Consider the following 21,746-nt stretch of genomic DNA (forward strand, 5'->3'; position numbering starts at 1 on the left):
TCCGCGTCCGCCCAGGGCACGGACGCCCGCTCCGCCAGGGCCGTCACACTCGCGAGCCTGCGCAGCGCGGCCTCGCGGGCGGGGTCGTCGGAGTCCGCGGGACGAGTCCGGGTGTCGGGGAACATGGGCCGAAACTAGACCGGCGCGCTCCCCGGCCGGGCCCCGGAGAGGTCCCTCAGGTGCCGTCCTGTGGAGCGACTGCGGGGATGGGGAATGCGGTGTCGACGAGGTCCGTCACCGAGACGCCCACGGTCCCGGGCCCCAGGTGCCAGGCCAGGACCTCATCGAACTCGACGACGAGGACCCGCTCGGGGAACGGGGTCTCCTTGCGGATCTCGGTGGCCATCTCCCGGGCCCGATCCGGTGCCTCGTGATGGTGGACCACCACCAGGACGTCGCCTCGACTGATCTCGTCGCGAAGCAGCGCGCGCAACTTCTCGTGGGCCTTGGTCGTGGTCCTGGCCTTGGCGGCGAGGTCGACAGAACCACCACGCAACACGATGATCGGGCGCATCGCCAGCGCGCTGCCGAAGATCGCCGCGAGGGCACTGATGCGGCCACCCCGGCGCAGGCTCTCCAGGGATTCCAGGGCGGCGAAGGTGGACGCTCCCCGGCAGAGACGTTCGGCGAGCTCATAGGTTCCGGACAGTCCCAGACCGTTGTTCGCCGCCCAGGCACACTGGGCGACCGCGGCACCGAACGCCATCCCCGCACACCGGGAGTCCGAGACCAGGACCCGGCCACCGAACCTCGTGGCGGCATCGGCGGCGGACTCCCACGTGCGAGAGAGTTCACGCGACAGATGGACGGAGACGATGCCCGTGCAGTCCGGCTCGTCCAAGAGTTCCTGGTAGATCGCGGTCAGCTCGTCCGGGGTGACCGCGGCCGTCGAGACCGCCCTGTCGCCCTCCTCGACCACGTGAAGGCCCACGACGGTGATGCCGAACTCGCGGACCCACTCCTCGGGGATGTCCGCGCTCGAGTCGGTGACCAGCCGGACGCTCATGTCGTCGCCACCGGGGGCGTGAGACCGGCGTTCCACTGGTCGAGGCGCCAGAGCACCTCGCGCGCGCCGTCGGTCGTGGGCCCGATCTCCGGCTCCGCGGTCTGTCCACTCCAGGAGGGCCCGGGGCGCGGATGCGCCGAGAGCTGCACCCAGCAGGTGTTCCCGAGACCGTTGAAGATCGGGTACTGCTCGACCGGCAACTCGATGAGGGCGGCGGTGAGGGCGGCGATCGCGCCCCCGTGGGCCACGAGCACCGCCGGGTGCTCGTTCCACCCGGGCGAGGCGTCCACGAGCTCGTCGACCACCTCTCGGGTGCGGCGGGCCACGTCGAGGCGGCTCTCCCCCTCGGGCGGGGACCACCGCGGTGTGCTGCGCCACCGCATCCGGGCCTCGGGCCACTGCTCGTCGACCTCCGAATGGCTCATCCCCTGCCAAGTGCCCAGATGGGTCTCCCGCAGGCGCGGGTCGGTCCGGACCTCGAGTCCGACCTCCGATGCCAGTGCCAGCGCCGTCTCGTGCGCCCGCTGCAGATCCGAGGACAGGATCGTCCACGGCCGACGGTGCGCCAACGCGCGGCCCACTGCGTGGGCCTGTTGGACTCCGAGTTCACTGAGTTCGGTGTCCAACTGGCCCTGCATGCGCAACGAGGCGTTGTAGTGCGTCTGACCGTGACGCAGCAGGATGAGACGACGGGTCACGAGGGTGTCAGAGCCCCTGATCCCGCTGCGGCTCCTCCGGCGCGAGCGAGTCGTCGGCGCCACTGGTGGCGGACTCGGGCCGGCCGGAGGTCTCCACTCCCTCGATCTCCACGACCGGGCAGTCCTTCCAGAGCCGGTCGAGCGAGTAGTAGTCGCGTTCGTCGACGTGCTGGACGTGCACGACCACCTCGTTGTAATCGAGCAGCGCCCAGCGCCCCTCCCGCGTGCCCTCCCGACGCAGCGGCTTGTGCCCCGCCTCTCGGAGCTTGTCCTCGATCTCGTCGACCACCGCGTTGACCTGACGTTCGGTGTCGGCCGAGGCCAGGACGAAGCAGTCGGTGATGATGAGCTGACCGGAGACGTCGAGCACGACGACGTCCGTGGCCAGTTTCTCGTCTGCGGCGCGGGCGGCGATGCCCGCCATCTCCAGGGCCTCGGGGCTAGCGGTCACTGGTGGTTCTCCTCGGTGTGGTTGTCGGTGCGGACGAGCTCGCGGTGCGCCGGAGCCGTCGCGGCGGGGGTCCCGTCGAGCCTGGTGGAGCCCTCGGGACGGTACAGGTTGCGTTTGGCGATGTACTGGACGACACCGTCCGGCACGAGGTACCAGACCGGTGCGTCCTCGGCCGCGCGCCTGCGGCACTCGGTCGAGGAGATGGCCAGCGCGGGGATCTCGAGCAGGTGCACGCGCCCGTCACCGATCTCCGTCAGATGGGTGTCGGACAACTCGAAACCGGGGCGTGAGACCCCGACGAACGTGGCCAGCTCGAACATCTCCTCCCAGCCGCGCCAGGTCAGGATCTTCTCCAGTGCGTCCGCACCGGTGATGAAGAAGATCTCGACCCCGGGGTTCTGCCGCAGGAGGTCCCTGAGGGTGTCGACGGTGAACGTGGGACCCCGGCGGTCGATGTCCACGCGACTCACGGAGAACCGGGGATTGGAGGCCGTGGCGATGACGGTCATGAGATACCGGTCCTCGGCGGGTGAGACGGAACGCCCCCGCTTCTGCCACGGCTCTCCGGTGGGGACGAAGACCACGTCGTCGAGGCCGAAGCGGTGGGCGACCTCGCTGGCCGCCACCAGGTGACCGTGATGGATCGGATCGAAGGTCCCGCCCATCACTCCGATGCGGCGTCCGACGCCCGCGGCGGCCCCCGTCGTGGTCATGGTCGCCGAGTCTATCGGTCCGGCACCACGTTCCGCTCCCTCGCGTGCCCGCGCGGTCACACGGGCAGCAGACCCGCGACGACCGCCGTGAGTTGCTCGACGTTGCGACACTCGTGCATGGGTACGTACTGGGAGTACAGGCGGGCGGCCGAGTCGCCCGTGCCCCACTGCTTCCTGGGCTCGGGGTTGAGCCAGTGGGTGTGTCCGACCCGCTCGCTGACGAACTCGAGAGCGTCCACGGAGGGGTCGCGGTAGTTGTTGCGCCCGTCGCCCAGGATGAGCAGCGAACCCGTACGGGTCAGGGTGTGGGCGTAGCGGTCGGCGAACCCCTCGAGCGCGTGACCGTAGTCGGAGTGCCCGTCGTAGGTGATGATCCGGGCCTCGCGCACCATGCGGCTCATCGCCGATCCCAGGTCCGATCCGGTCTCGAAGAACGAGGTGACCTCGTCGGTGGTGTCGACGAAGGCGAAGACCCGCACGCGGGAGAACTGCTCGCGCAGCGAGTGCACCAGTTGGAGCGTGAAATGACTGAACCCGGCCACCGAACCGGACACGTCGCACAACACCACCAGCTCCGGCCTCGCCGGCCGGGGCTTGCGCAGGACCAGTTCCACCGGCACCCCGCCGGTGGACATGGACCGGCGCATCGTCTTGCGCATGTCGATCGCACCCTGGCGGTGACGACGACGACGGGCGGCCAGGCGACTGCCGAGCTGCCGGGCGAGAGGTCCCACGCGTCGCCGCAGGACCTGCAGGTCCTGGTCGTTGGCCCGCAGGAAGTCCACCTGTTCCGCCGCGGGGCCCACCGCGTAGTCGGCCACCCGGTCGCGCCCCACCGTCTCCGCGGTGCGGCGCCGGGTCTCGTCGGCGACCTCGCGGAGGAAACCCCGCACCATGTCCGCCGCCGAACTGGCGGCCGCGGACTTCTCGGCGTGCCGCTTGGAACCGTCCGGGTCGAACGGGTCCGCCCCCATCAGACCGTCGAGGATCTTCTGCATGATCGCGCCGGTGTCGAGGGGACTGAGAGCCTGGTAGGCGGAGTAGCGCGGACCATTGACCGAATCGTAGGAGCCGAGCTGCTCCACCAGGAGTTCGGCCAACGCGCGGGCCTTGGCGCGCGACTCCTCGGTGTTCTCGAGCAGCAGCGAGGCGATGAGCTCGTTCAGAGCGTCGGGGTCCACCGTGCCGTCGTCGTCCGTCGGGATCTCCACCTCGACCGCCACGCCGTCCGCCGGGGAGTGCGCGCCGATCGCGGCGGGGAACCACAGGTCGAAGATCTGGTCGAACACACCGCGGTGGGTGGGCTTGTGCAGGATCGTCGCCGCGAGCGCCTCCCTGAGCGCTGCACGGTCGAGCAGGTCGATGTGGACCATCGCCGCCGCGGCGTCGACCGCCTCACTAGGTCCCACGGGGATCCCTTTGCGGCGCAGGGCGTCGACGAAGTCGACCAGGTGGCCGGACAACCCGCCGGGAGAACGCGTGGTCACCGTGCCTCGCCTCCTTGTCCTCGCACGCTAGTTGAGCCGCAACTCGGCGGCTGCGCGGAGTTGGTCGGACTGGTGCTTGAGCACGACTCCGAGGGTCTGCAGGACGGTCTCGTCGTCGATCGTGTCCAGGCCCAGCGCGACCAGGGTGCGGCCCCAGTCGATGGTCTCGGACACGCTCGGCACCTTCTTGAGCGCCATGGCGCGCAGTACCCCGACCACCCGGACCAGTTGCTCGGCCAGTCGATCGTCGAGCTCCGGCACCCGCGAGGCGAGGATCTTGCGCTCGAGCTCGGGGGTCGGGAAATCCAGGTGCAGGTAGAGGCAACGACGTTTGAGCGCCTCGGAGAGCTCGCGGGCGGCATTGGAGGTCAGCACCACGAACGGCCTGCGGACCGCCTCGATCGTCCCGAGCTCCGGGATCGTCACCGCGTAGTCGCTCAGCACCTCGAGCAGCAGCCCCTCGATCTCGATGTCGGCCTTGTCCACCTCGTCGACGAGCAGCACGGTGGGATCGCTACGACGGATGGCGGTGAGCAGCGGCCGGGACAGCAGGAACTCCTCGGAGAACACGTCGTCCCGCGTGGAGTCCCACCCCTCGCCCTGGCCGGCCTGGATGCGCAGGATCTGCTTGGCGTGGTTCCACTCGTACAGGGCCCGGGCCTCATCGACGCCCTCGTAGCACTGGAGACGGATGAGCTCGGCCTCCGTGGCCGCGGCGACGGCCTTGGCCAGCTCGGTCTTGCCCACTCCGGCGGGTCCCTCGATGAGCAGGGGCTTACCCAGACGATCGGCCAGGTAGACCACCGTCGCGGTCGAGCGGTCGGCCAGGTAACCCTGCGCGCCGAGGCACTCGATCACGTGGTCGATACTCTGGAAGGCCGGTCGTTGCGCGGTCCGGGCTCGGTCCATGGGGGATCCTTTCGGTGGGAATCGCGGGTGATGGGGCGTCGACCCGGGTCGCGCGCGTCAGGGACGCACGTGCCCCTTGCCGTGCGCGATCCACTTGGTACTGGTGAGCTCCTCGAGGCCCATGGGTCCGCGGGCGTGCAACTTCTGGGTGGAGATGCCGATCTCGGCACCGAAGCCGAACATCTCGCCGTCCGTCCACGCGGTGGAGGCGTTGACCATCACAGCGGCGGCGTCGACCCGGGCGCAGAACGTGTCGGCCACCTCGATGCTCCGGGTGGCCACCGCCTCGGTGTGTCCCGAGGACCAGCGTGCGATGTGCTCGATGGCGGCGTCCACTCCGTCGACCACCTTGAGGGCGATGTCCATACTCAGGTACTCCTCGCCCCAGTCCACGTCGTCGGCGGGGACGAGGCCCTCGCGGTCCCCGTGCACGGTCACCCCGGCGGACTGCAACGCCCCCACCACGCGGTCCACCGCAGCGTCGCCGAGGGCCTCGTCGAGGAGCACCGTCTCGGTGGCGTTGCACACGCTGCACCGGCGGGTCTTGCCGTTGAGGAGCAGCCGGATCGCCTCGTCCAGGTCGGCGTCTCCGTGGATGTAGAGGTGACAGTTCCCGGTACCGGTCTCGATGGCCGGTACCTTCGCGTTCTCCACCACCGCCTGGATGAGTCCGGCACCACCGCGGGGGATCACCACGTCGACCAGTCCGCGTGCCTGGATGAGGTGGGTGACCGACGACCGGTCGGCCGACGGCAGCAACTGGACCGCCTCCACCGGTAGTTCGTGGCGCGCCAGCACGTCACGGAGGACCGTCACGAGCGCCTCGTTCGAGTGCCGGGCCGAGCGCGACCCGCGGAGCAACGCCGCGTTGCCCGACTTGAACGCCAGGCCGAAGGCGTCGACGGTGACGTTGGGCCGGCCCTCATAGATCATGCCGATCACGCCCAACGGCACCCGGACCTGACGCAGCTGCAGACCGTTGGGGCGGGTCGATCCACGGGTGACGGTGCCGATCGGATCGGCCAGTCCCGCTACCTGGCGGAGCCCGCCGGCGATCCCCTCGATCCGCTCGGCGGTCAGACGGAGGCGATCCAGCATGGCCTCCCCGGTGCCCTCCGCCGACTGCTCCTCGATGTCGCGGGCGTTGGCCTCGAGGACCTGAGCCTGTGCCGCCACCAGGGCGTCGGCCGCGCCGAGCAGAAGCGCGTTCTTGCGTTCCGCGGTGAGCAGGGCCAGTTCCCGCGACGCGCCCCGGGCGCGGAGGGCCGCATCGTGGACGGCTTCACGCGTCGAGTCATGGACGATCTCGCTCGTCGGGTCGTGAGCGGGCCGATCGGCGCCGGACTGGTCGGTGAGGTCGGGGGCGTCGAGGTGGCTGGTGGTCATGTCCACCAGCTTACCGATGCGTCCGGGGAGGACGACTCGACCAGTCAGACGACCGGATCGACTCCGGTCTCGCGCACGGCGAACTCCCGGAAGCGGCGGGCGAGGTCCGGATCCCCGGCGGCGGCGGAGCGCTCGCACGGACCCGGCGACCCGGCGATCTGACGGAATCCCGACGGTCCGATGTACGACGCCGGTGGGAGCGACTCCGTGGCGGCGTACAGCAGCGGTCGCGCCCCGTCGGCCGCGGTGGGGATGATCCCTCGACCGATGCGGTTGAGAACTCTGTTGACCGGCGGGAACGGCGTCGGATCGAGGATCGAGGTGGCGGCGAAACCGGGGTGCGCGAGTTGAACGTCCACCGGCGACCCGGCGGCGCGGAGCCGGTTCTGCAGGTCGAGGCCCCAGAGCATGCATCCGAGTTTGGACTGGGCGTACGCCGCCGCCATGGAGTATCGGCGCCGACGGAAGTGGGGGTCGGTGAAGTCGATGCGACCGGCGGCGTGGGCCATCGAGGACGTGATCACGACCCGCTCCCTGATCTGAGGCAACAGCAGTTCGGTGAGCAGGAACGGCCCGAGGACGTTGACCCCCAGATGGAGCTCGAAGCCGTCGGTGGTCTCTTCGCGGGTCCGGCTCATGAGTCCGGCGTTGTCCAGCAGGACGTCGATCGGGCCCGTGTAGTCCGCCGCGAATGCGCGCACGGCGTCGAGGCGGCTCAGGTCGAGCTCGTGGACCTCCGTCGACCCGCCGATCTCCGCCGCTGCCGATTCCCCCTCGGCGCGGGTGATGGAGGGGAGCACCACGTGAGCGCCGCGACGCGCGACCTCGCGCGCTGCCTCCTTGCCGATCCCGCTCGTGGCGCCGGTCACCATGATGATCTTTCCGGTCAGGTCGGGAAGGCGGCCCACGGTCCATTTCCGGGTGCTGGCCGACCTCTTCTGAATGCTCATGGACACAGTGTGCTGGGACGGCGGGCCCAGCGGTGTCGCTCTGGGTCCACCCGTGGTGCCACGGGTGGTCAGGGGCGAGCCTCGAGAAGTCGACGACGGTCGCCCTCGATCGGTGGCACACTCTGACACCCGAGGGGACGCCACGGGACGAGTCCCGATCCGAGGAGAGACAGTGGCCGAGAATTCGCACGTCACAGCCCGTCACACGACTGCACGCCACGCTGCCGCACGTCACACACCGGCGCGTCACACCACCGACGAGGGTGGCGAGTCACTGACCCTCGATTCGGTCTTCGTGCGTCCCGGCGAGGCCACGGAGCTGCCCCGCTTCACGCTACCGGGGGACCCCTCGCTTCCCGAGACGGCCTATCAGATCGTCCACGACGAGGCGATGCTCGACGGCAACGCGAGACTCAACCTCGCGACGTTCGTCTCCACGTGGATGGACGACGAGGCCCGGCGCCTGTACGCCGAGACCGTCGACAAGAACATGATCGACAAGGACGAGTACCCCCAGAACGCCGCGATCGAGGAGCGCTGCTGGAGGATGATCGCCGATCTCTGGAACGTGCCCGACGTCCGGGAGTCCATCGGCACCTCGACGATCGGCTCGTCCGAGGCCTGCATGCTGGGTGGGCTCGCGCTCAAGCGACGCTGGCAGTCCGCGCGGCGGGCGGCCGGTCGGTCCACAGAGAGCCCCAACATCGTCCTGTCGACCGCCGTGCAGGTCTGCTGGGAGAAGTTCTGCAACTACTTCGAGGTCGAGCCCCGCTGGGTGCCCATCTCGGCGGAGCACCCGATGCTCGACGGACACGATCTGGAGGAGTACGTCGACGAGAACACCATCGGGGTGGTGGCCATCATGGGCGTCACCTACACCGGTGCCTACGAGCCGGTCGCTGAGATCGCCCGGAAGCTCGACCAGATCCAGGAGACCACCGGTCTCGACGTCCGCATCCACGTCGACGGCGCGTCAGGCGGCATGGTCGCGCCGTTCTGCCAACCCGATCTCGAGTGGGATTTCCGTGTCGGGCGCGTCGCGTCCATCAACACCTCCGGCCACAAGTACGGGCTCGTCTACCCGGGCGTGGGCTGGATCGTGTGGCGCGACAGGGAGTCACTTCCTGAGAGCATGATCTTCCACTGCAGCTACCTCGGTGGCGACATGCCCACCCTGGCGCTGAACTTCTCGCGGCCCGGGGCGCAGGTCCTCCTGCAGTACTACATGTTCCTCCGGCTCGGGCGGGAAGGTTACCGCCGTGTCCAGCAGGCGTCTCTCGACGTCGCCCAGTTCCTGGCCTCGGAGATCGGAGCGCTCGCCCCCTTCGAGTTGGTGAGCCGTGGCGACACGATTCCGGTGATCGCCTGGCGGCTCAAGGAGGGGTACACGGAGACGTGGACCCTGTACGACCTGTCGGATCGACTCAGGATGAAGGGCTGGCTCGTGCCCGCCTATCCGCTGGCCGACGATCTGGCGCACCTGACCGTGCTGCGCATCGTGGTCCGGGTCGGCCTGGGACGCGACCTGGCCGCCGCGCTGATCAAGGACCTCGCCGGCGAGGTGATGTTCCTCGACCAGCTCGACTCACCGATGCCGCGCAAGGGCCCCGGGTCGCACTTCCACCACTGAAGGGCCGGTGAGACGGGCCGGGGCGAAGGTGCGGAGGCGCCCCCCGGGGGGGGCTATCGGCGCACGAGCACGGCGACCATGAACCCACTGCCCTCCGTGAACGGCCGGAGGTCCCAGGTGGACCAGCGCTGCTCCAGCTCGAGTCCCGCCCTGCGTGCGTCATCGTCGAACTCCTCGCGCGTCCACCCGCGGTCGAGTCCGAACCCCACCACCAGCCGCCCGGGTCGACCCCCGACGTCGTCTGACGGTGTCACCAGTCGCGCCGCGAGGTTGGCCAGGACCGCTCCACGGTCGGCGGGGTCGACGAACGCCAGGACGTTGCCTGCGGAGACCGCCAGGTCGAACGGGCCGGTCGCCCAGTCATCCCCTGCCAGGTCCGCGACCTCCCAGGTGGCGCCGGGGCACAGCTCCCGCGCCCGTCCGACCAGGTGCGGATCGAGGTCCACCCCGGTGACCCGATGACCGCGCTCGTGAAGGTAGGCGCCGGTCCGCCCCTGTCCGCACCCCGCGTCGAGGATCCGCGCACCGCGCGGGGCCATTGCGTCGATCAGCCGTGCCTCGCCGTCGATGTCCACGCCCTCGGCCACCATGTCGTCCCACCGCTTGGCATAGCGATGCGAGTGCCCGGGATCGGCGTCCACGATCTTCTTCCACGTCTGCGTCATGGCACCCAGTATGGCCGCGCCCGGCCCGCGCCCGCTCCCGACGTCGGCCACGCCGTCCGGGTGTCGGACCGGTGGTGCACGATGGGCGACATGACCTCAGCTCCCGGCGCCGTCTCCACCACAGGACCCGACCGTCAGGCGCTCCGCTCGCGCGCCGACGAACTGCTGCGCGCCCTCGCCGGTCCGCACGCGAGCCTCCGGGAGGACCAGTGGACCGCGATCGACTCGCTCGTGGCCGACCGGCGGCGCGCACTCGTGGTGCAGCGCACCGGCTGGGGCAAGTCGGCGGTGTACTTCATCGCCGCCCGACTGCTCCGGGAGCTGGGCTCGGGGCCCACGGTGATCGTCTCGCCGCTGTTGGCCCTCATGCGCAACCAGGTCGAGGCCGCCGCGCGGGCGGGCGTACGCGCGGCCACGATCAACTCGGCCAACATGACGGAATGGGACGACGTGCGCGCCTCGGTCCGCGCCGGCGAGGTGGACGTGCTCCTGGTCAGCCCGGAACGGCTCAACAACCCCGACTTCCGCGACACCGTGCTGCCCGCTCTGGCCGCGGACGCCGGCCTGGTGGTGGTCGACGAGGCCCACTGCGTCTCGGACTGGGGGCACGACTTCCGGCCCGACTACCGCCGGATACGCACGCTTCTGGCCGACCTGCCCGAGGGCGTGCCGGTCCTGGCCACCACCGCCACGGCCAACGACCGGGTGGTGCGCGACGTGGCACAGCAGCTCGGTGTGGGCGAACGACCGGGTGGGTCCGGGGGCCCTGACGGGGACGCGGGCGACGCGGCGTCCGACACCCTCGTTCTGCGCGGAGGGTTGGACCGGGAATCGCTGCGCTTGTCGGTCGTGGCGATCGACGACTCGGAGCGCCGCGCGGCGTGGCTGGCGGAGAACCTGGAGTCCCTGCCGGGCAGCGGGATCATCTACAGCCTCACCGTGGCGGCGGCCGAGGACATGGCCGGATTGCTCACCTCCGCCGGGCACCGTGTGAGCGCCTACACCGGCCGCACCGACGCCGGCGAGCGCGAGGAACTGGAGCGCTCGTTACTGGACAACGAGGTCAAGGCGCTGGTCGCCACGTCCGCGCTGGGCATGGGATTCGACAAACCCGACCTGGGCTTCGTGGTCCACCTGGGGGCCCCTCCGTCGCCCATCTCCTACTACCAGCAGATCGGTCGCGCGGGTCGCGCGGCCGAGCGCGCCGAGGTGGTGCTCCTGCCCGGGCCCGAGGACCGGGCCATCTGGAGCCACTTCGCCTCCCTGGCCTTCCCCCCCGAGGACGTGGTCCGCCGGGTCCTCGACGCCCTGGAACCGGACCGGCCGCAGTCGACCCAGGCCCTCGAGCCCGCGGTCGATCTGGGCAGGACCCGGCTGGAGATGGTGCTCAAGGTCCTCGACGTGGACGGTGCGGTCCAGCGGGTGCGAGGAGGGTGGATCGCCACCGGGCGACAGTGGCACTACGACGCCGAGCGTTACGCCGGGCTGGCCCGGGCCAGGCGGTCGGAGCAGGAGGCGATGATCGCCTACGAGCAGACCGCGTCGTGCCGGATGGAGTTCCTGCGTCGGCAGCTCGACGACCCCACGCTCGACCCGGCCTCCGGCGGGTGCGGTCGATGCGACAACTGCACGGGTGACCGGAGGGCGGCGTCCGTCGACGAGGGTGCCCTGACCCGGGCACGCGAGGCGCTGGAGCGCCCGGGGGTGGTCCTGCCCCCGCGCCGACAGTGGCCCACCGGTCTCGCGCGGCTCGACGTCCCGTTGAAGGGAAAGATCGCCGACGGGCCCGCCGAGGGACGCGCTCTTGCCCGCCTGACCGACCTCGGGGTGGGCCAGAAGCTCCGCGGACTACTCTCCGGGGCCGACCAGGAGGCTCCCGACTGGGTGGTCCGTGCGTGCGTCCCGGTTCTGCGCGACTGGGGGTGGGAGGAACGACCCACCGGGGTGGTGGCCCTGCTCACCGGCGAGCGGCCGGTACTCGTGGGGAGCCTGGCCCGCGCGCTCGCGCAGATGGGCCGGATGGACCACCTCGGGGAGCTCACCAGAGACCCCGCACTGCCCCCGGTGACCGCCCAGAACTCCGCCTACCGGGTCGCCCAGCTCTGGGGCACGCTGTCCGGACCGGAATCCACCCCCACCGGGCCGGTCCTTCTGGTCACCGATCTGCACGGAACGGGATGGACGGCAACGGAGGCCGCTCGGCACCTGCGAGTTGCCGGAGCCCGGGCCGTCCTGCCCCTGGCGGTGGCCGCCGCCGGGTGATCCTGGACGAGCCCTGCAGCGGTCGGAGCGCGAGCACGGAATAATCACGACCATGGACTTCTCAGCGTCTCGCACACCGCGTCCCGGGCCCGGGTCCGCCACCGTTACGCGGCGGGATCTGTCGTGAGCGCACTGACTCTGGGCGCGCTCGCTGTCGGCTTCGTCCTGCTCGTCGCGGGCGGGGAGTCCCTCGTGCGGGGAGCGAGCAGATTGGCCGTCACCATTGGGATGTCGCCACTGGTGGTGGGGTTGACCGTCGTCGCGTTCGCCACCTCGACCCCGGAACTCGCGGTGAGCGTCGACGCCGCCCTGAGTGGTCACCCCGGGCTGGCGGTCGGCAACGTGGTGGGCAGCAACATCGCGAACATCCTGCTCATCCTGGGGCTCACCGCGTTGGTCGCCCCACTACTCGCGAAGTCCCGCATCGTCCGTGTCGACATTCCCATCATGGTGGGGTTCTCCATCGTGCTGTTGGTGGTGGCTCTGGACGGGGTGATCAGTGCGCTGAACGGCATGCTGCTGCTCGCCGGGTTGGTGGCGTACGTGGTGGTGACGGTGGTCATCTCCCGCAAGCGCACCGCCGACACGGTGGAGACGACGCACGACGGGTCGACGGCCGAGAGCACGGCCGGCGCGGAGTCAGACGCGGACGCTGAAGCGGACGAGGACGAGGGGGCACACAAGGGGGCGCACTCGACCCTCATGAGCTGCGCGATGGTCGCCCTGGGCGTACTCCTGCTGGTCGTCGGCGCTCGACTGCTGGTCACCGCGGCGAGCGATCTCGCGGCGGCCTGGGGTATGAGCGATCTGGTCATCGGCCTCACCGTGGTGGCGATAGGCACCTCACTCCCCGAGCTCGCGACCAGCCTGGTGGCCGCGTTCCGGGGTGAGCGCGACATGGCGGTGGGGAACATCGTCGGCAGCAACATGTTCAACATCGGCGCGGTTCTGGGCGTCACGTCCCTGATCACTCCGATCGAGGTCGCAGCGGGGGCGATCCGATTCGACCTCCCGATCATGGTGGCCGTCGCACTGGCCCTGTTGCCCATCGCGTTCACCGGTATGGCGATCAAGCGCTGGGAGGGGTTCCTCTTCGCCGGTTTCTACGCGGCCTACATCGCGTACGTGGTGCTCCAGGCTTCGGGGCACGACGCCTTGGAGCCGTTCAGCACTGCCATGCTCTGGTTCGTGATCCCCTTCACCGCGGTGTGGCTGGTCGTGCTGGCCACCTACGAACTCGGCGTGATCCGGGGGCGGAAGCTGGCACGACGACAGCTCGCCGCGCGGGAGTAGCGCGGTGCCGTCGGAGGAACTGCTCTGTCAGGAGCCACGCGACAACCCGGTGCGGTCCAGGGTCATGATCGGTTCATGAGAGCTCGGCAAAGCGTTCGGTGTCTCGGACCCGACCCGAGACGATGATGGTGTCGCCCTCGGTGAGGACCGTCTCGGCCGTGGCGTAGGTGAACCCCTCCCCCGGACGCTTGATGGCCACCACGGTGACCCCGAAGTCGGTGCGGATGCTGCTCTGCCCGAGCGGCTGGCCGAGTGCGAAGGTCGGCGCGGACGTCTTGACCATGGCGAAGCCGTCGTCGAACTCGATGTAGTCGATCATCCTTCCCCGCACCAGGTGGGCGACACGTTTGCCCATGTCGTGCTCGGGTCGTACGACGTGGTGGACGCCGATCTGGGTGAGGATCTTGGCGTGGGAGTTGCTGGTGGCTTTGGCCCAGATGTTGGGTACCTCCAGGTTGATGAGCACCGACGCGGTGAGCAGGCTCGCCTCGAGATCGGACCCCATCCCCACGACAGCGCGGTCGAACTGGTGGACCGACAGCTGGCGCAGTGACTCCTCGTCGGTGGTATCGGCCACCACCGCGTGGGTCAGACGGTGTGCGACCTTCTGCACCACGGCATCGCTGGAGTCCACGCCCAGGACCTCGGCGCCCTGCGCCATCAACTCCAGGGCCAGGGACTTGCCGAACCGGCCCAGTCCCAGAACCACCACAGCGTCGGGAGCTCGTCGTCTAGCCAATGAGGGGCCTTTCTGCGGGAAGGTCGTACCGTCGGCCACGCTGTCGCGCGGCCAGTGCACTGACCATGGTGATCGGGCCGATGCGGCCGAGGTACATGAGCAGTATCAGTATCCACTGCCCCCAGTGGGGCAGTTCGGCGGTGATCCCCGTGGACAATCCCACCGTGGCGAACGCGGAGGTCACCTCGAAGAGCAACTCGTTGAGGCCGAACGGCGTGCCGGCGAGCAGCACGATCGTCGAGGTCGTGACGAGCCCGATCCCGATCAGCGCCACCGCGAGTGCCTGTCGCTGCACCCGGGTGTCGACGCGACGGTCGAGAATGGTCACCGACCGCTCGCCGCGGACCTCGGCGATGATGATGAACAGCAGCAGGGCGAAGGTGGTCACCTTGATCCCGCCGGCGGTGCCGCCGCTGCCCCCGCCGATGAACATCAGCACATCGGTGACGAGCAACGTCGCGTCGTCCAGGTCGGCGTAGTCGACACTGTTGAACCCGGCGGTCCGGGGCATCACGCCCTGGAACGCCGCCACCAGGACCTTCTCCGCCGCGTTGTACCCCTGGAGAGTGCGGGCCCACTCCAACGCCAGGACAGCTCCGAACCCGAGGGCCAGCAGCACCGCCGTCACCGAGACGGTCAGGCGCGTGTGCAGCGTCCACCCCGCCCGCGACCGGCTGCGGGGGGGCCTGCGCCGGAGCCGCCGGCCGATCTCGAACAGGACCGGGAACCCAAGGCCACCCAGGATCACCGCGACCATCAGGGGGACACAGATCCACGGGTCGGTGGCGAACCCGATCATGTTGTCGCTGTAGAGCGCGAACCCGGCGTTGTTGAACGACGAGATGGAGTGGAACACCCCGAGCCAGAGGGCCCGCAGCACGGGCTCGTCGTAGCCCAGGGCGAAGCGGAGTGCCAGCGCGGCGGCGGTGACGAGTTCGATCCCTATGCTCAGCCGGATCACGCCGATGACGACGTCGCGGACGTCGCCGAGTTCGGAGGCACGGGCCTCTGCCGCGGTGTTCATCCGGGCCTTGAGCCCGATCTGATCGGCCAGCACCAGCCCGACCATCGAGGCCATGGTCATGATCCCCAGGCCGCCGACCTGGATCAGGGCGAGGATGACCACCTGACCGAACCCCGACCAGTGCACCGGGGTGTCCACGACGATCAGCCCCGTCAGACACATCGCCGACGTCGAGGTGAACAGCGCCTCGGTGAACCCGGTACTGCTCCCGGGCTCGACGGCTCCGGGCAGGAGCAACAGCGCCGTGCCCACCACGATCGCAGCGGCGAAGCTCATCGCCACGACCCGGACCGGGCTCAGCACCACCCAGCCCGACCACCGCCGAAGCCCGGACGGCCAGACCCGTCTGTCACCATCAGTCACGAAGTGAGACTGTAGACCCACGTGCCGGCACCGCGGACTCATGTCCCGGCATCGACCCCCATCGAAGCGATCCGCCGTTAGCCCCTCCAGATGTGAGCGCCGTCACCGGACAGGTGGGTGTGCGGACGCGAGCCGAGACGCAATCCGGTCCGGGCCAATACTGACGGCGACCTTAAGTTCCTGCACAGAACACCTTGTGGGAATCCCCAGCCCCTCCCGAAGCGCTGCGCATCGCCACCGCAAAAAGACTGTGGCCTGGGCCACAATTCTCCTGTAGGGTAACGACTGTTAGCCTCGGGCGGCACGAAAAACGCGCTACGCCCGACCCCAGCTCGGCCCCCGCGTCATCGTCGGAGTGACACCGTGCTCCCTCGGACACAGTGTTCTGGCGGACACGGGGGTCGAGGACAACAACGAAGGACGGTGCCGCCGTGCAGTCATCACTCATCTCTCTGACCCCCATGGAGAGAGTCCATATCGGGACCCCGGTCGCGGAGGCCGCGGCGCAGGAAGCGGAGCTCCTCGGCGCGAGCCGGGTCTTCGTGGTCTGCAGTGGGACCCTGAACTCCCAGACCGACGAGATCCGACGGGTGATCGAGGCCCTGGGTGATCGGTTCGTCGGCCTGTTCGACGCGGTCCGGCCCCACGTGCCCCGCCAGGACGTCATCGCGGCGACCCTGGTCGCGGCCGAGGCGGATCCGGACATGCTGCTGTGTGTCGGCGGCGGCTCGGCGACGGACCTGACGAAGATCCTCGCGGTGACCCTGGAGCACGGGATCCGCACGACCTCCGAGATGGACGCCTACCACCTGCAGGTCAACCCCGACACCTCGGTGACCGCCCCGAGTTTCTCGGCCCCGAGCATCCCCGTGGTGGTGGCCCCCACGACGCTGGCCGGAGGCGAGTTCAACGCGCTGGCGGGATCAACGGACGAGGAGAGCAATGTCAAGGAGGGGTACGTCCATCCGGCGATGACCCCGCGGGCCGTCATCCTCGATCCCGCGCTCACCCGGCACACCCCGGAATGGCTCTGGCTCTCGACCGGGGTGCGCGCTCTCGATCACGCCTTCGAGACCCTGGGGTCACTCGAGTCGAACGGGTACTACGACGGGATGGCGATGAACGCCATCCGCCTGCTCTCCGAGGGCCTCGTCCGGGTGAAGGAGGACGGCGATGACCTGGAGGCCAGGCGGATGTGCCAGGTCGGAGCCTGGTCGTCGATGGTCGCGATCGTCGCCGGCCTGGACATGGGTATCAGCCACGCGGTCGGGCATGCGCTCGGAGGGTCGTTCAAGGTCCCGCACGGACACACCTCCTGCGTGATGGCGCCGTTCGCCCTGGAGTACAACCGGGAGGTCAACGAACATCGCCAGGCGCTGATCAGCGTGGCGTTCGGCGAGCCGCAGACACCTGCGCACGAGCTCGCCGACGCGCTCATCAGGCGGCTGGGCATGCCGCGGTCGCTCACCGAGGTCGGACTGTCCGAGGACGACCTGTCCAGCCTGGCCGCGTACACCTTCAAGGACATCTGGTGCGGGACCAACCCGAACCCGATCGCGGACGCCGACGCGCTGGTCCCCTTGCTGCGTCGCGCGCTCTGAGAGAAGACACAGACCCGCGACGCCACGTGATCCGGCCCCCTTCTCGCCAGCGGCGACAAGGGGGCCGGTTCTCGTAGGGTGCGCGGGGGCGACGGCGCCACCGGGGCCACCTCATCCGCGCCACCGCGGACCCCTCACCTGCGCCGGAGGATCCCGTCGACGATGTAGTCCACGTAGGTGGAGACCAGGGAGTCGATGTCGTAGTCGTCCCGCAGCCACCAGCTCACGCCGTTCATGAGGTCCAGGATCGCGACGGCCGCACGCATCGGGTCGTCGACGCCGAACTCCCCGGCGCGGATGCCCGCGGCGATCACGTCGCGCACCCGTCGCTGGTAGTACTTGCGGTACCCGACCACGCGGTCACGGTGTTCCTCCGTGAGCGCGGAGAGCTCCCGTAGGCTCACCAGATGCTCCACACGGTTCACCGCGAGGTGGCGGAGGTGGACGTCGATCAGGGCGGTGAGCCGCTCGGTCGGTGTCCCGGTCTCGTCGAGGACGAGCAGGTTCTCCTCCACGGGCACACGGGTCATCTTCAGCGCGATCGCGTAGAGGATCTCCTCTTTGGAACCGAAGTGGTTGTACAGGCTGGCGCCCTTGATCCCCACCGAATCGGCGATGCCGCGCATCCCCGCCGAGTGGTAGCCCTGCTCGGCGAAGTACTCGGCCGCCGCGGCCAGTATCGAGTCGCGTCTGCTGGGCTCGGTGTTCAGCGTCTCAGTCCTTTGCGTGCAGGCGGCGCAGCTCTCTCTTGAGTAGCTTGCCCTGGGGGTCCGTCGGGAGCTCGTCCACGATCGTGATCACCTTGGGGACCTTATATCCTGCGAGCGCCGTCTTGCAGTGCTCTCGCAACTCCGGGCCCGACACGTCGCTGCCGTCGACGGCGATGACGAACCCGGTGACGGCCTCGGACCAGTACTCGTCCGGGAGTCCGACGACGGCGGCACGCGCCACCCCGGGGTGCGCCTGGAGGACGCGCTCGACCTCCTGGGAGGACACGTTGTATCCCCCTGTCTTGATCATGTCCTTGTTGCGGTCGAGGAAGAACATGTTGCCCTCGGCATCGCGTCGGACGATGTCACCGGTGTGGAGCCACCCGCCGTCGAGGACCGCGGCGGTCTTCTCGGGATCCCTGAAGTACCCCGCCATCACCGACGGGGTGCGGCACAGGAGCTCCCCGCTCTCGGACTCGTTCCCGTCGGCGTCGACCACCTTGACCTCCAGATGGCCGACGGGCTTGCCGATCCAGGTGGGGTCCTGCCCGGGAACGTCCTCGAGTTGCCTGAACCAGCCGACCGACCCCAGCTGGGTCAGCTCCGACTGGCCCCAGTAGGTTCCCCAGATCGACCGCGGCGCGGCGCGGTGCCAGGCGTCCACCGTTCGCGGGGAGACCTGTCCCCCGTAGGTCAGACACCGCTGGATGGTCCCCACCGCGTCGGGCCCGAAGTCCGGATGGTCCGCCAGCGAGATGAAGAACGTGGGCGTCTGAGCCAGGACCGAGATCTGCTCCGTCTTGATCATCGCCAACACGTCGGCGGGCGCGAGGCTGGCCGGGAGGACGAGAGTCGCGCCCAGCAGGATGAGCGAGGTCAGCGAGCCGATGCCGGCGATCGTGTGGAACGGCATGACGAAGAGCCAGACGTCGTCGTCCAGGCAGCGCAACCCCCACGTGTAGGCGGGCGAGGTGGAGATGAGGTAGTTGCGATGCGGCAGCATGACCCCTTTGGGGGCCGCTTCGGTCCCGCTCGTGTAGACGATCATCGCGAGGTCGAGCTCGTCGACGTCGCATTCGGGCTCCGTGTCCGAGGACGAGTCGAGGAGACGGTCGAAGTCGTGACACCCCGGGTCATCGGTGGAGCCGGAGTCCGGACCGTCGGGTCCCATGCCGTCGGTCCCCGTTCCGTCAGGCGCCGTGGCGTCGAGCACGATGATCTCGGGCCGGTGTCCGGAATCGCCGAGCGCCGCCCGGACGACCGGGAGGAACTCCGCGGCGACGACGACGGCCGCGGGCTCGAGGTGGTCGAGCTGATGAGCCACCTCTCCCACCCCCAGCAGCACGTTGATCCCGGAGTAGGCGGCCCCGATCTTGAGAGCTCCGTAGTAGGCGATGACCGACTCGACACGGTTTCGTGCCATCACAGCGACCCGGTCGCCGCGGGACACGCCGAGTCCGAGGAGCATGTGAGCAGCCCGGTTGGCGCCACGGTCGAGCTCACCGTAGGTGGTGACGGTCCGCCCGCCACCGGGGGCGTAGGAGACGATCGCGGCTTTGCCGGCCCGGCTCTGCGCGTGACGCCGGAGCTGATCACCGAGGGTCGCCCGTCCCAGGAGGGCGGACTGCGTGGAGGTCAGGCGCCGGTCCGTGGTGCGACCGTCCCCCGGGTTCTGGCGGGACTCGGGGGCACTCGAGGGGACTCGAACCGGCTGTTCCATGATTTCTCACTCTCCCGCGGCACTGACCGCCGTTAGTATGATCTGGCTCATACTTGCATCGCCAGCGGATGTGGTCAACCCGCCCTCGCGGGCAGACTTCGCATCTCTTCGCCGACTGATGTCAATCTCTTGGCCCTGGGACTAACTGCTGTTAGCCTGCGACGTATGACCACAGTCACTGAATCGGACCGTCGCCGCCTCCATTCGGCGGTCCGCGCGGGCAACGTCCCCACCCTGCTCGCCGTCCTACTGGAGCTGACGGCCGACGAGCGGTGGATGGCACCCCGCTATCAGCCCACCCGCAGTCGGGGCATGGACGACAACGCGACCGGGGGCCTTCCGGACGGGATCCAGGCCGAGATCCAGGACGCGGTGATCGACGCTGTCGAGCGCTGGTGGGAGTCGGGGAGGCCTCCCCGGCCGGAGGTCGGGCACTCGGACGTCGAACGGCTGCTCAACTTCACCTGCGGCGAGACCGTGCCGCCGGACTTCGCCCCGATGATGGCGGAGATCGTCAACGGGCCGCGGATCGCGCCGGCTGCCGCCGCACCCGACGAGCGCCTCCACGCGATCGTGATCGGCGCCGGCATCGCGGGGATGTTGGCCTCGGTGGAGCTCACCCGTGCCGGCATCCCCCACGTGATCCTGGAGAAGAACGACGACGTGGGCGGTTCCTGGTGGGAGAACCGCTATCCCGGAGCCGGGGTGGACACCCCCAGCCACCTTTATTCGATCTCCTCCTTCCCCCACAACTGGTCCACGCACTTCGGCAAGCGCGACGAGGTCCAGGGTTACCTCGAGGCCTTCGCGGAGGCGAACGACATCCGTCAGCACGTCCGGTTCCGCCACGAGGTCACGCGCGCGCAGTTCGACGAGTCAGGGCAGTCATGGCGCGTGACGGTCCGTCGGCCTGACGGTGGATCGGAGGTCCTGGAGGCACCGATCCTCATCAGTGCGGTCGGCCTTCTCAACCGCCCCAAGGTCCCGAACCTCCCGGGAATGGAGGGTTTCCGGGGTCGTCTCTTCCATTCCGCCGAGTGGCCGAGCGACCTCGACGAGCCGGACGCCCTGCGGGGCAAGAGGGTGGGCATCGTGGGGGCGGGCGCCAGCGCGATGCAGATCGGCCCGGCCATCGCGGACCGGGTCGGTTCCCTGACGGTCTTCCAACGCTCACCGCAGTGGATCGCCCCCAACGACGACTACTTCGCGACCATCGACGAGGACGTGCACTGGCTGATGGACCACGTCCCCGGGTACCGGGAGTGGTACCGCGCCAGACTGTCGTGGATCTTCAACGACAAGGTCTACCCCACCCTCCAGGTGGACCCCGAGTGGCCGGAGCCGAGCGCCTCGATCAACGCGACCAACCACGGGCACCGCAGATTCTACGAACGCTACCTCCGCGATCAACTGGGCGACCGCGACGACCTCATCGAGGCGTCACTGCCGGACTATCCCCCCTTCGGCAAGCGGATGTTGCTGGACAACGGCTGGTTCGCGATGTTGCGCAAGCCCCAGGTCACGCTGGTCCCCCGCGGGGTCGAGGAGGTGACGCCCTCCGGACTGGTCGACTCAGACGGCGTCGAGCACGAGCTGGACATCATCGTCATGGCGACCGGCTTCCACAGCGTGCGGATCCTCTACCCGATGGACATCGTGGGCAGATCGGGGCGCTCCACCAGGGAGATCTGGGGGGACCACGACGCGCGCGCGTATCTCGGCATCACGGTTCCCGATTTCCCCAACTTCTTCATCATGACCGGGCCCAACACGGGCCTGGGCCACGGCGGCAGCTTCATCACCATCCTGGAATGCCAGGTCAGGTACATCATGGATGCGCTACGGCTGATGCGCACGCAGGACCTCGGCACGCTGGAGTGCCGCAGCGAGGTCAACGAACGCTACAACGAGGCCGTCGACCGGCAGCACGCGCAGATGGTGTGGACCCATCCGGCGATGGAGAACTGGTACCGCAACCCGGACGGTCGCGTCGTGTCGGTGCTGCCCTGGCGCATCAACGACTACTGGGCCATGACCAACAAGGTCGACCCATCGGACTTCCACACCGAACCGGTCCGCGCCACGCCGGCCCGGGCCGCCGCCACCGGGCGGTGACCGTGCGGGACGAGGCCGCCGCGG

General features: G+C 69.3%; 18 protein-coding genes. 5 read left to right on the top strand and 13 right to left on the bottom strand.

Going from position 1 to position 21,746, the window contains the following annotated elements; translation table 11 throughout:
- Positions 1-175: 175 nt before the first annotated feature.
- From G6019_RS01220 to G6019_RS01255, 8 genes are read right to left on the bottom strand one after another with little or no spacing between them, the layout of a single operon-like run.
- Positions 176-1,006 carry a DegV family protein gene (locus tag G6019_RS01220; protein WP_182612432.1) on the bottom strand — a complete coding sequence of 277 codons (831 nt, stop codon included), beginning with the start codon at positions 1,004-1,006 and terminating at the stop codon, positions 176-178.
- Positions 1,003-1,704, bottom strand: a complete 702-nt coding sequence (locus tag G6019_RS01225; RefSeq protein WP_107756099.1) for a histidine phosphatase family protein — start codon at positions 1,702-1,704, stop codon at positions 1,003-1,005. The genes G6019_RS01220 and G6019_RS01225 overlap by 4 nt, the downstream gene beginning before the upstream one ends.
- Positions 1,705-1,711: 7 nt before the next feature.
- A complete protein-coding gene (rsfS, locus tag G6019_RS01230; protein ID WP_107756098.1) occupies positions 1,712-2,155 on the bottom strand; it encodes a ribosome silencing factor in 444 nt (147 codons plus the stop codon).
- A complete protein-coding gene (nadD, locus tag G6019_RS01235) occupies positions 2,152-2,868 on the bottom strand; it encodes a nicotinate-nucleotide adenylyltransferase (protein WP_182612433.1) in 717 nt (238 codons plus the stop codon). Before nadD ends, rsfS begins: the two co-directional genes overlap by 4 nt.
- Positions 2,869-2,924: 56 nt before the next feature.
- A complete protein-coding gene (locus tag G6019_RS01240) occupies positions 2,925-4,355 on the bottom strand; it encodes a vWA domain-containing protein (RefSeq protein ID WP_107756097.1) in 1,431 nt (476 codons plus the stop codon).
- Positions 4,356-4,382: 27 nt separating this feature from the next.
- A complete protein-coding gene (locus G6019_RS01245; RefSeq protein WP_107756096.1) occupies positions 4,383-5,264 on the bottom strand; it encodes an AAA family ATPase in 882 nt (293 codons plus the stop codon).
- A 57-nt stretch (positions 5,265-5,321) separates the two neighbouring features.
- Positions 5,322-6,650 (bottom strand): glutamate-5-semialdehyde dehydrogenase, encoded by a 1,329-nt coding sequence (locus G6019_RS01250; RefSeq protein WP_182612434.1) that lies wholly within the window; start codon positions 6,648-6,650, stop codon positions 5,322-5,324.
- Between the two features lie 44 nt (positions 6,651-6,694).
- On the bottom strand, positions 6,695-7,600 hold the full coding sequence (locus tag G6019_RS01255) for an SDR family NAD(P)-dependent oxidoreductase (protein ID WP_182612435.1): 906 nt from the start codon (positions 7,598-7,600) through the stop codon (positions 6,695-6,697).
- A 172-nt stretch (positions 7,601-7,772) separates the two neighbouring features.
- On the opposite strand from G6019_RS01255, the gene G6019_RS01260 reads away from it, so the two are divergent.
- On the top strand, positions 7,773-9,230 hold the full coding sequence (locus G6019_RS01260; RefSeq protein WP_182612436.1) for a glutamate decarboxylase: 1,458 nt from the start codon (positions 7,773-7,775) through the stop codon (positions 9,228-9,230).
- Positions 9,231-9,283: 53 nt separating this feature from the next.
- Here the strand turns inward: G6019_RS01260 and G6019_RS01265 are convergent, their stop codons facing one another.
- Positions 9,284-9,895: a class I SAM-dependent DNA methyltransferase gene (locus G6019_RS01265; protein ID WP_107758033.1), complete on the bottom strand. Its 612-nt coding sequence runs from the start codon at positions 9,893-9,895 to the stop codon at positions 9,284-9,286.
- A gap of 81 nt (positions 9,896-9,976) precedes the next feature.
- On the opposite strand from G6019_RS01265, the gene G6019_RS01270 reads away from it, so the two are divergent.
- Together G6019_RS01270 and G6019_RS01275 are read left to right on the top strand one after the other, a co-directional pair.
- A complete protein-coding gene (locus tag G6019_RS01270) occupies positions 9,977-12,157 on the top strand; it encodes a RecQ family ATP-dependent DNA helicase (protein WP_182612437.1) in 2,181 nt (726 codons plus the stop codon).
- Positions 12,158-12,280: 123 nt separating this feature from the next.
- Entirely contained in the window at positions 12,281-13,450 is a 1,170-nt protein-coding gene (locus G6019_RS01275; protein ID WP_182612438.1) for a calcium/sodium antiporter, read from the top strand.
- 73 nt (positions 13,451-13,523) lie between these two features.
- Here the strand turns inward: G6019_RS01275 and G6019_RS01280 are convergent, their stop codons facing one another.
- Together G6019_RS01280 and G6019_RS01285 are read right to left on the bottom strand one after the other, a co-directional pair.
- Positions 13,524-14,162 (bottom strand): potassium channel family protein, encoded by a 639-nt coding sequence (locus G6019_RS01280; protein WP_107756090.1) that lies wholly within the window; start codon positions 14,160-14,162, stop codon positions 13,524-13,526.
- 19 nt (positions 14,163-14,181) lie between these two features.
- Positions 14,182-15,489: a TrkH family potassium uptake protein gene (locus G6019_RS01285; protein ID WP_194305335.1), complete on the bottom strand. Its 1,308-nt coding sequence runs from the start codon at positions 15,487-15,489 to the stop codon at positions 14,182-14,184.
- Positions 15,490-16,007: 518 nt separating this feature from the next.
- Here G6019_RS01285 and G6019_RS01290 point away from each other — a divergent pair.
- Positions 16,008-17,177 carry an iron-containing alcohol dehydrogenase gene (locus G6019_RS01290; RefSeq protein ID WP_182612439.1) on the top strand — a complete coding sequence of 390 codons (1,170 nt, stop codon included), beginning with the start codon at positions 16,008-16,010 and terminating at the stop codon, positions 17,175-17,177.
- A 134-nt stretch (positions 17,178-17,311) separates the two neighbouring features.
- Here the strand turns inward: G6019_RS01290 and G6019_RS01295 are convergent, their stop codons facing one another.
- Together G6019_RS01295 and G6019_RS01300 are read right to left on the bottom strand one after the other, a co-directional pair.
- Entirely contained in the window at positions 17,312-17,887 is a 576-nt protein-coding gene (locus G6019_RS01295; protein WP_107756087.1) for a TetR/AcrR family transcriptional regulator, read from the bottom strand.
- 4 nt (positions 17,888-17,891) lie between these two features.
- Positions 17,892-19,607, bottom strand: coding sequence for a class I adenylate-forming enzyme family protein (locus tag G6019_RS01300; RefSeq protein ID WP_241725820.1), 1,716 nt, complete (start codon positions 19,605-19,607; stop codon positions 17,892-17,894).
- Between the two features lie 165 nt (positions 19,608-19,772).
- Between G6019_RS01300 and G6019_RS01305 the strand changes: the two genes are divergently transcribed.
- A complete protein-coding gene (locus tag G6019_RS01305; RefSeq protein ID WP_182612440.1) occupies positions 19,773-21,722 on the top strand; it encodes a flavin-containing monooxygenase in 1,950 nt (649 codons plus the stop codon).
- The last annotated feature ends 24 nt before the right edge of the window (positions 21,723-21,746 follow it).

The organism is Dietzia sp. DQ12-76, assembly GCF_014145045.1.
Taxonomy (GTDB): domain Bacteria; phylum Actinomycetota; class Actinomycetes; order Mycobacteriales; family Mycobacteriaceae; genus Dietzia.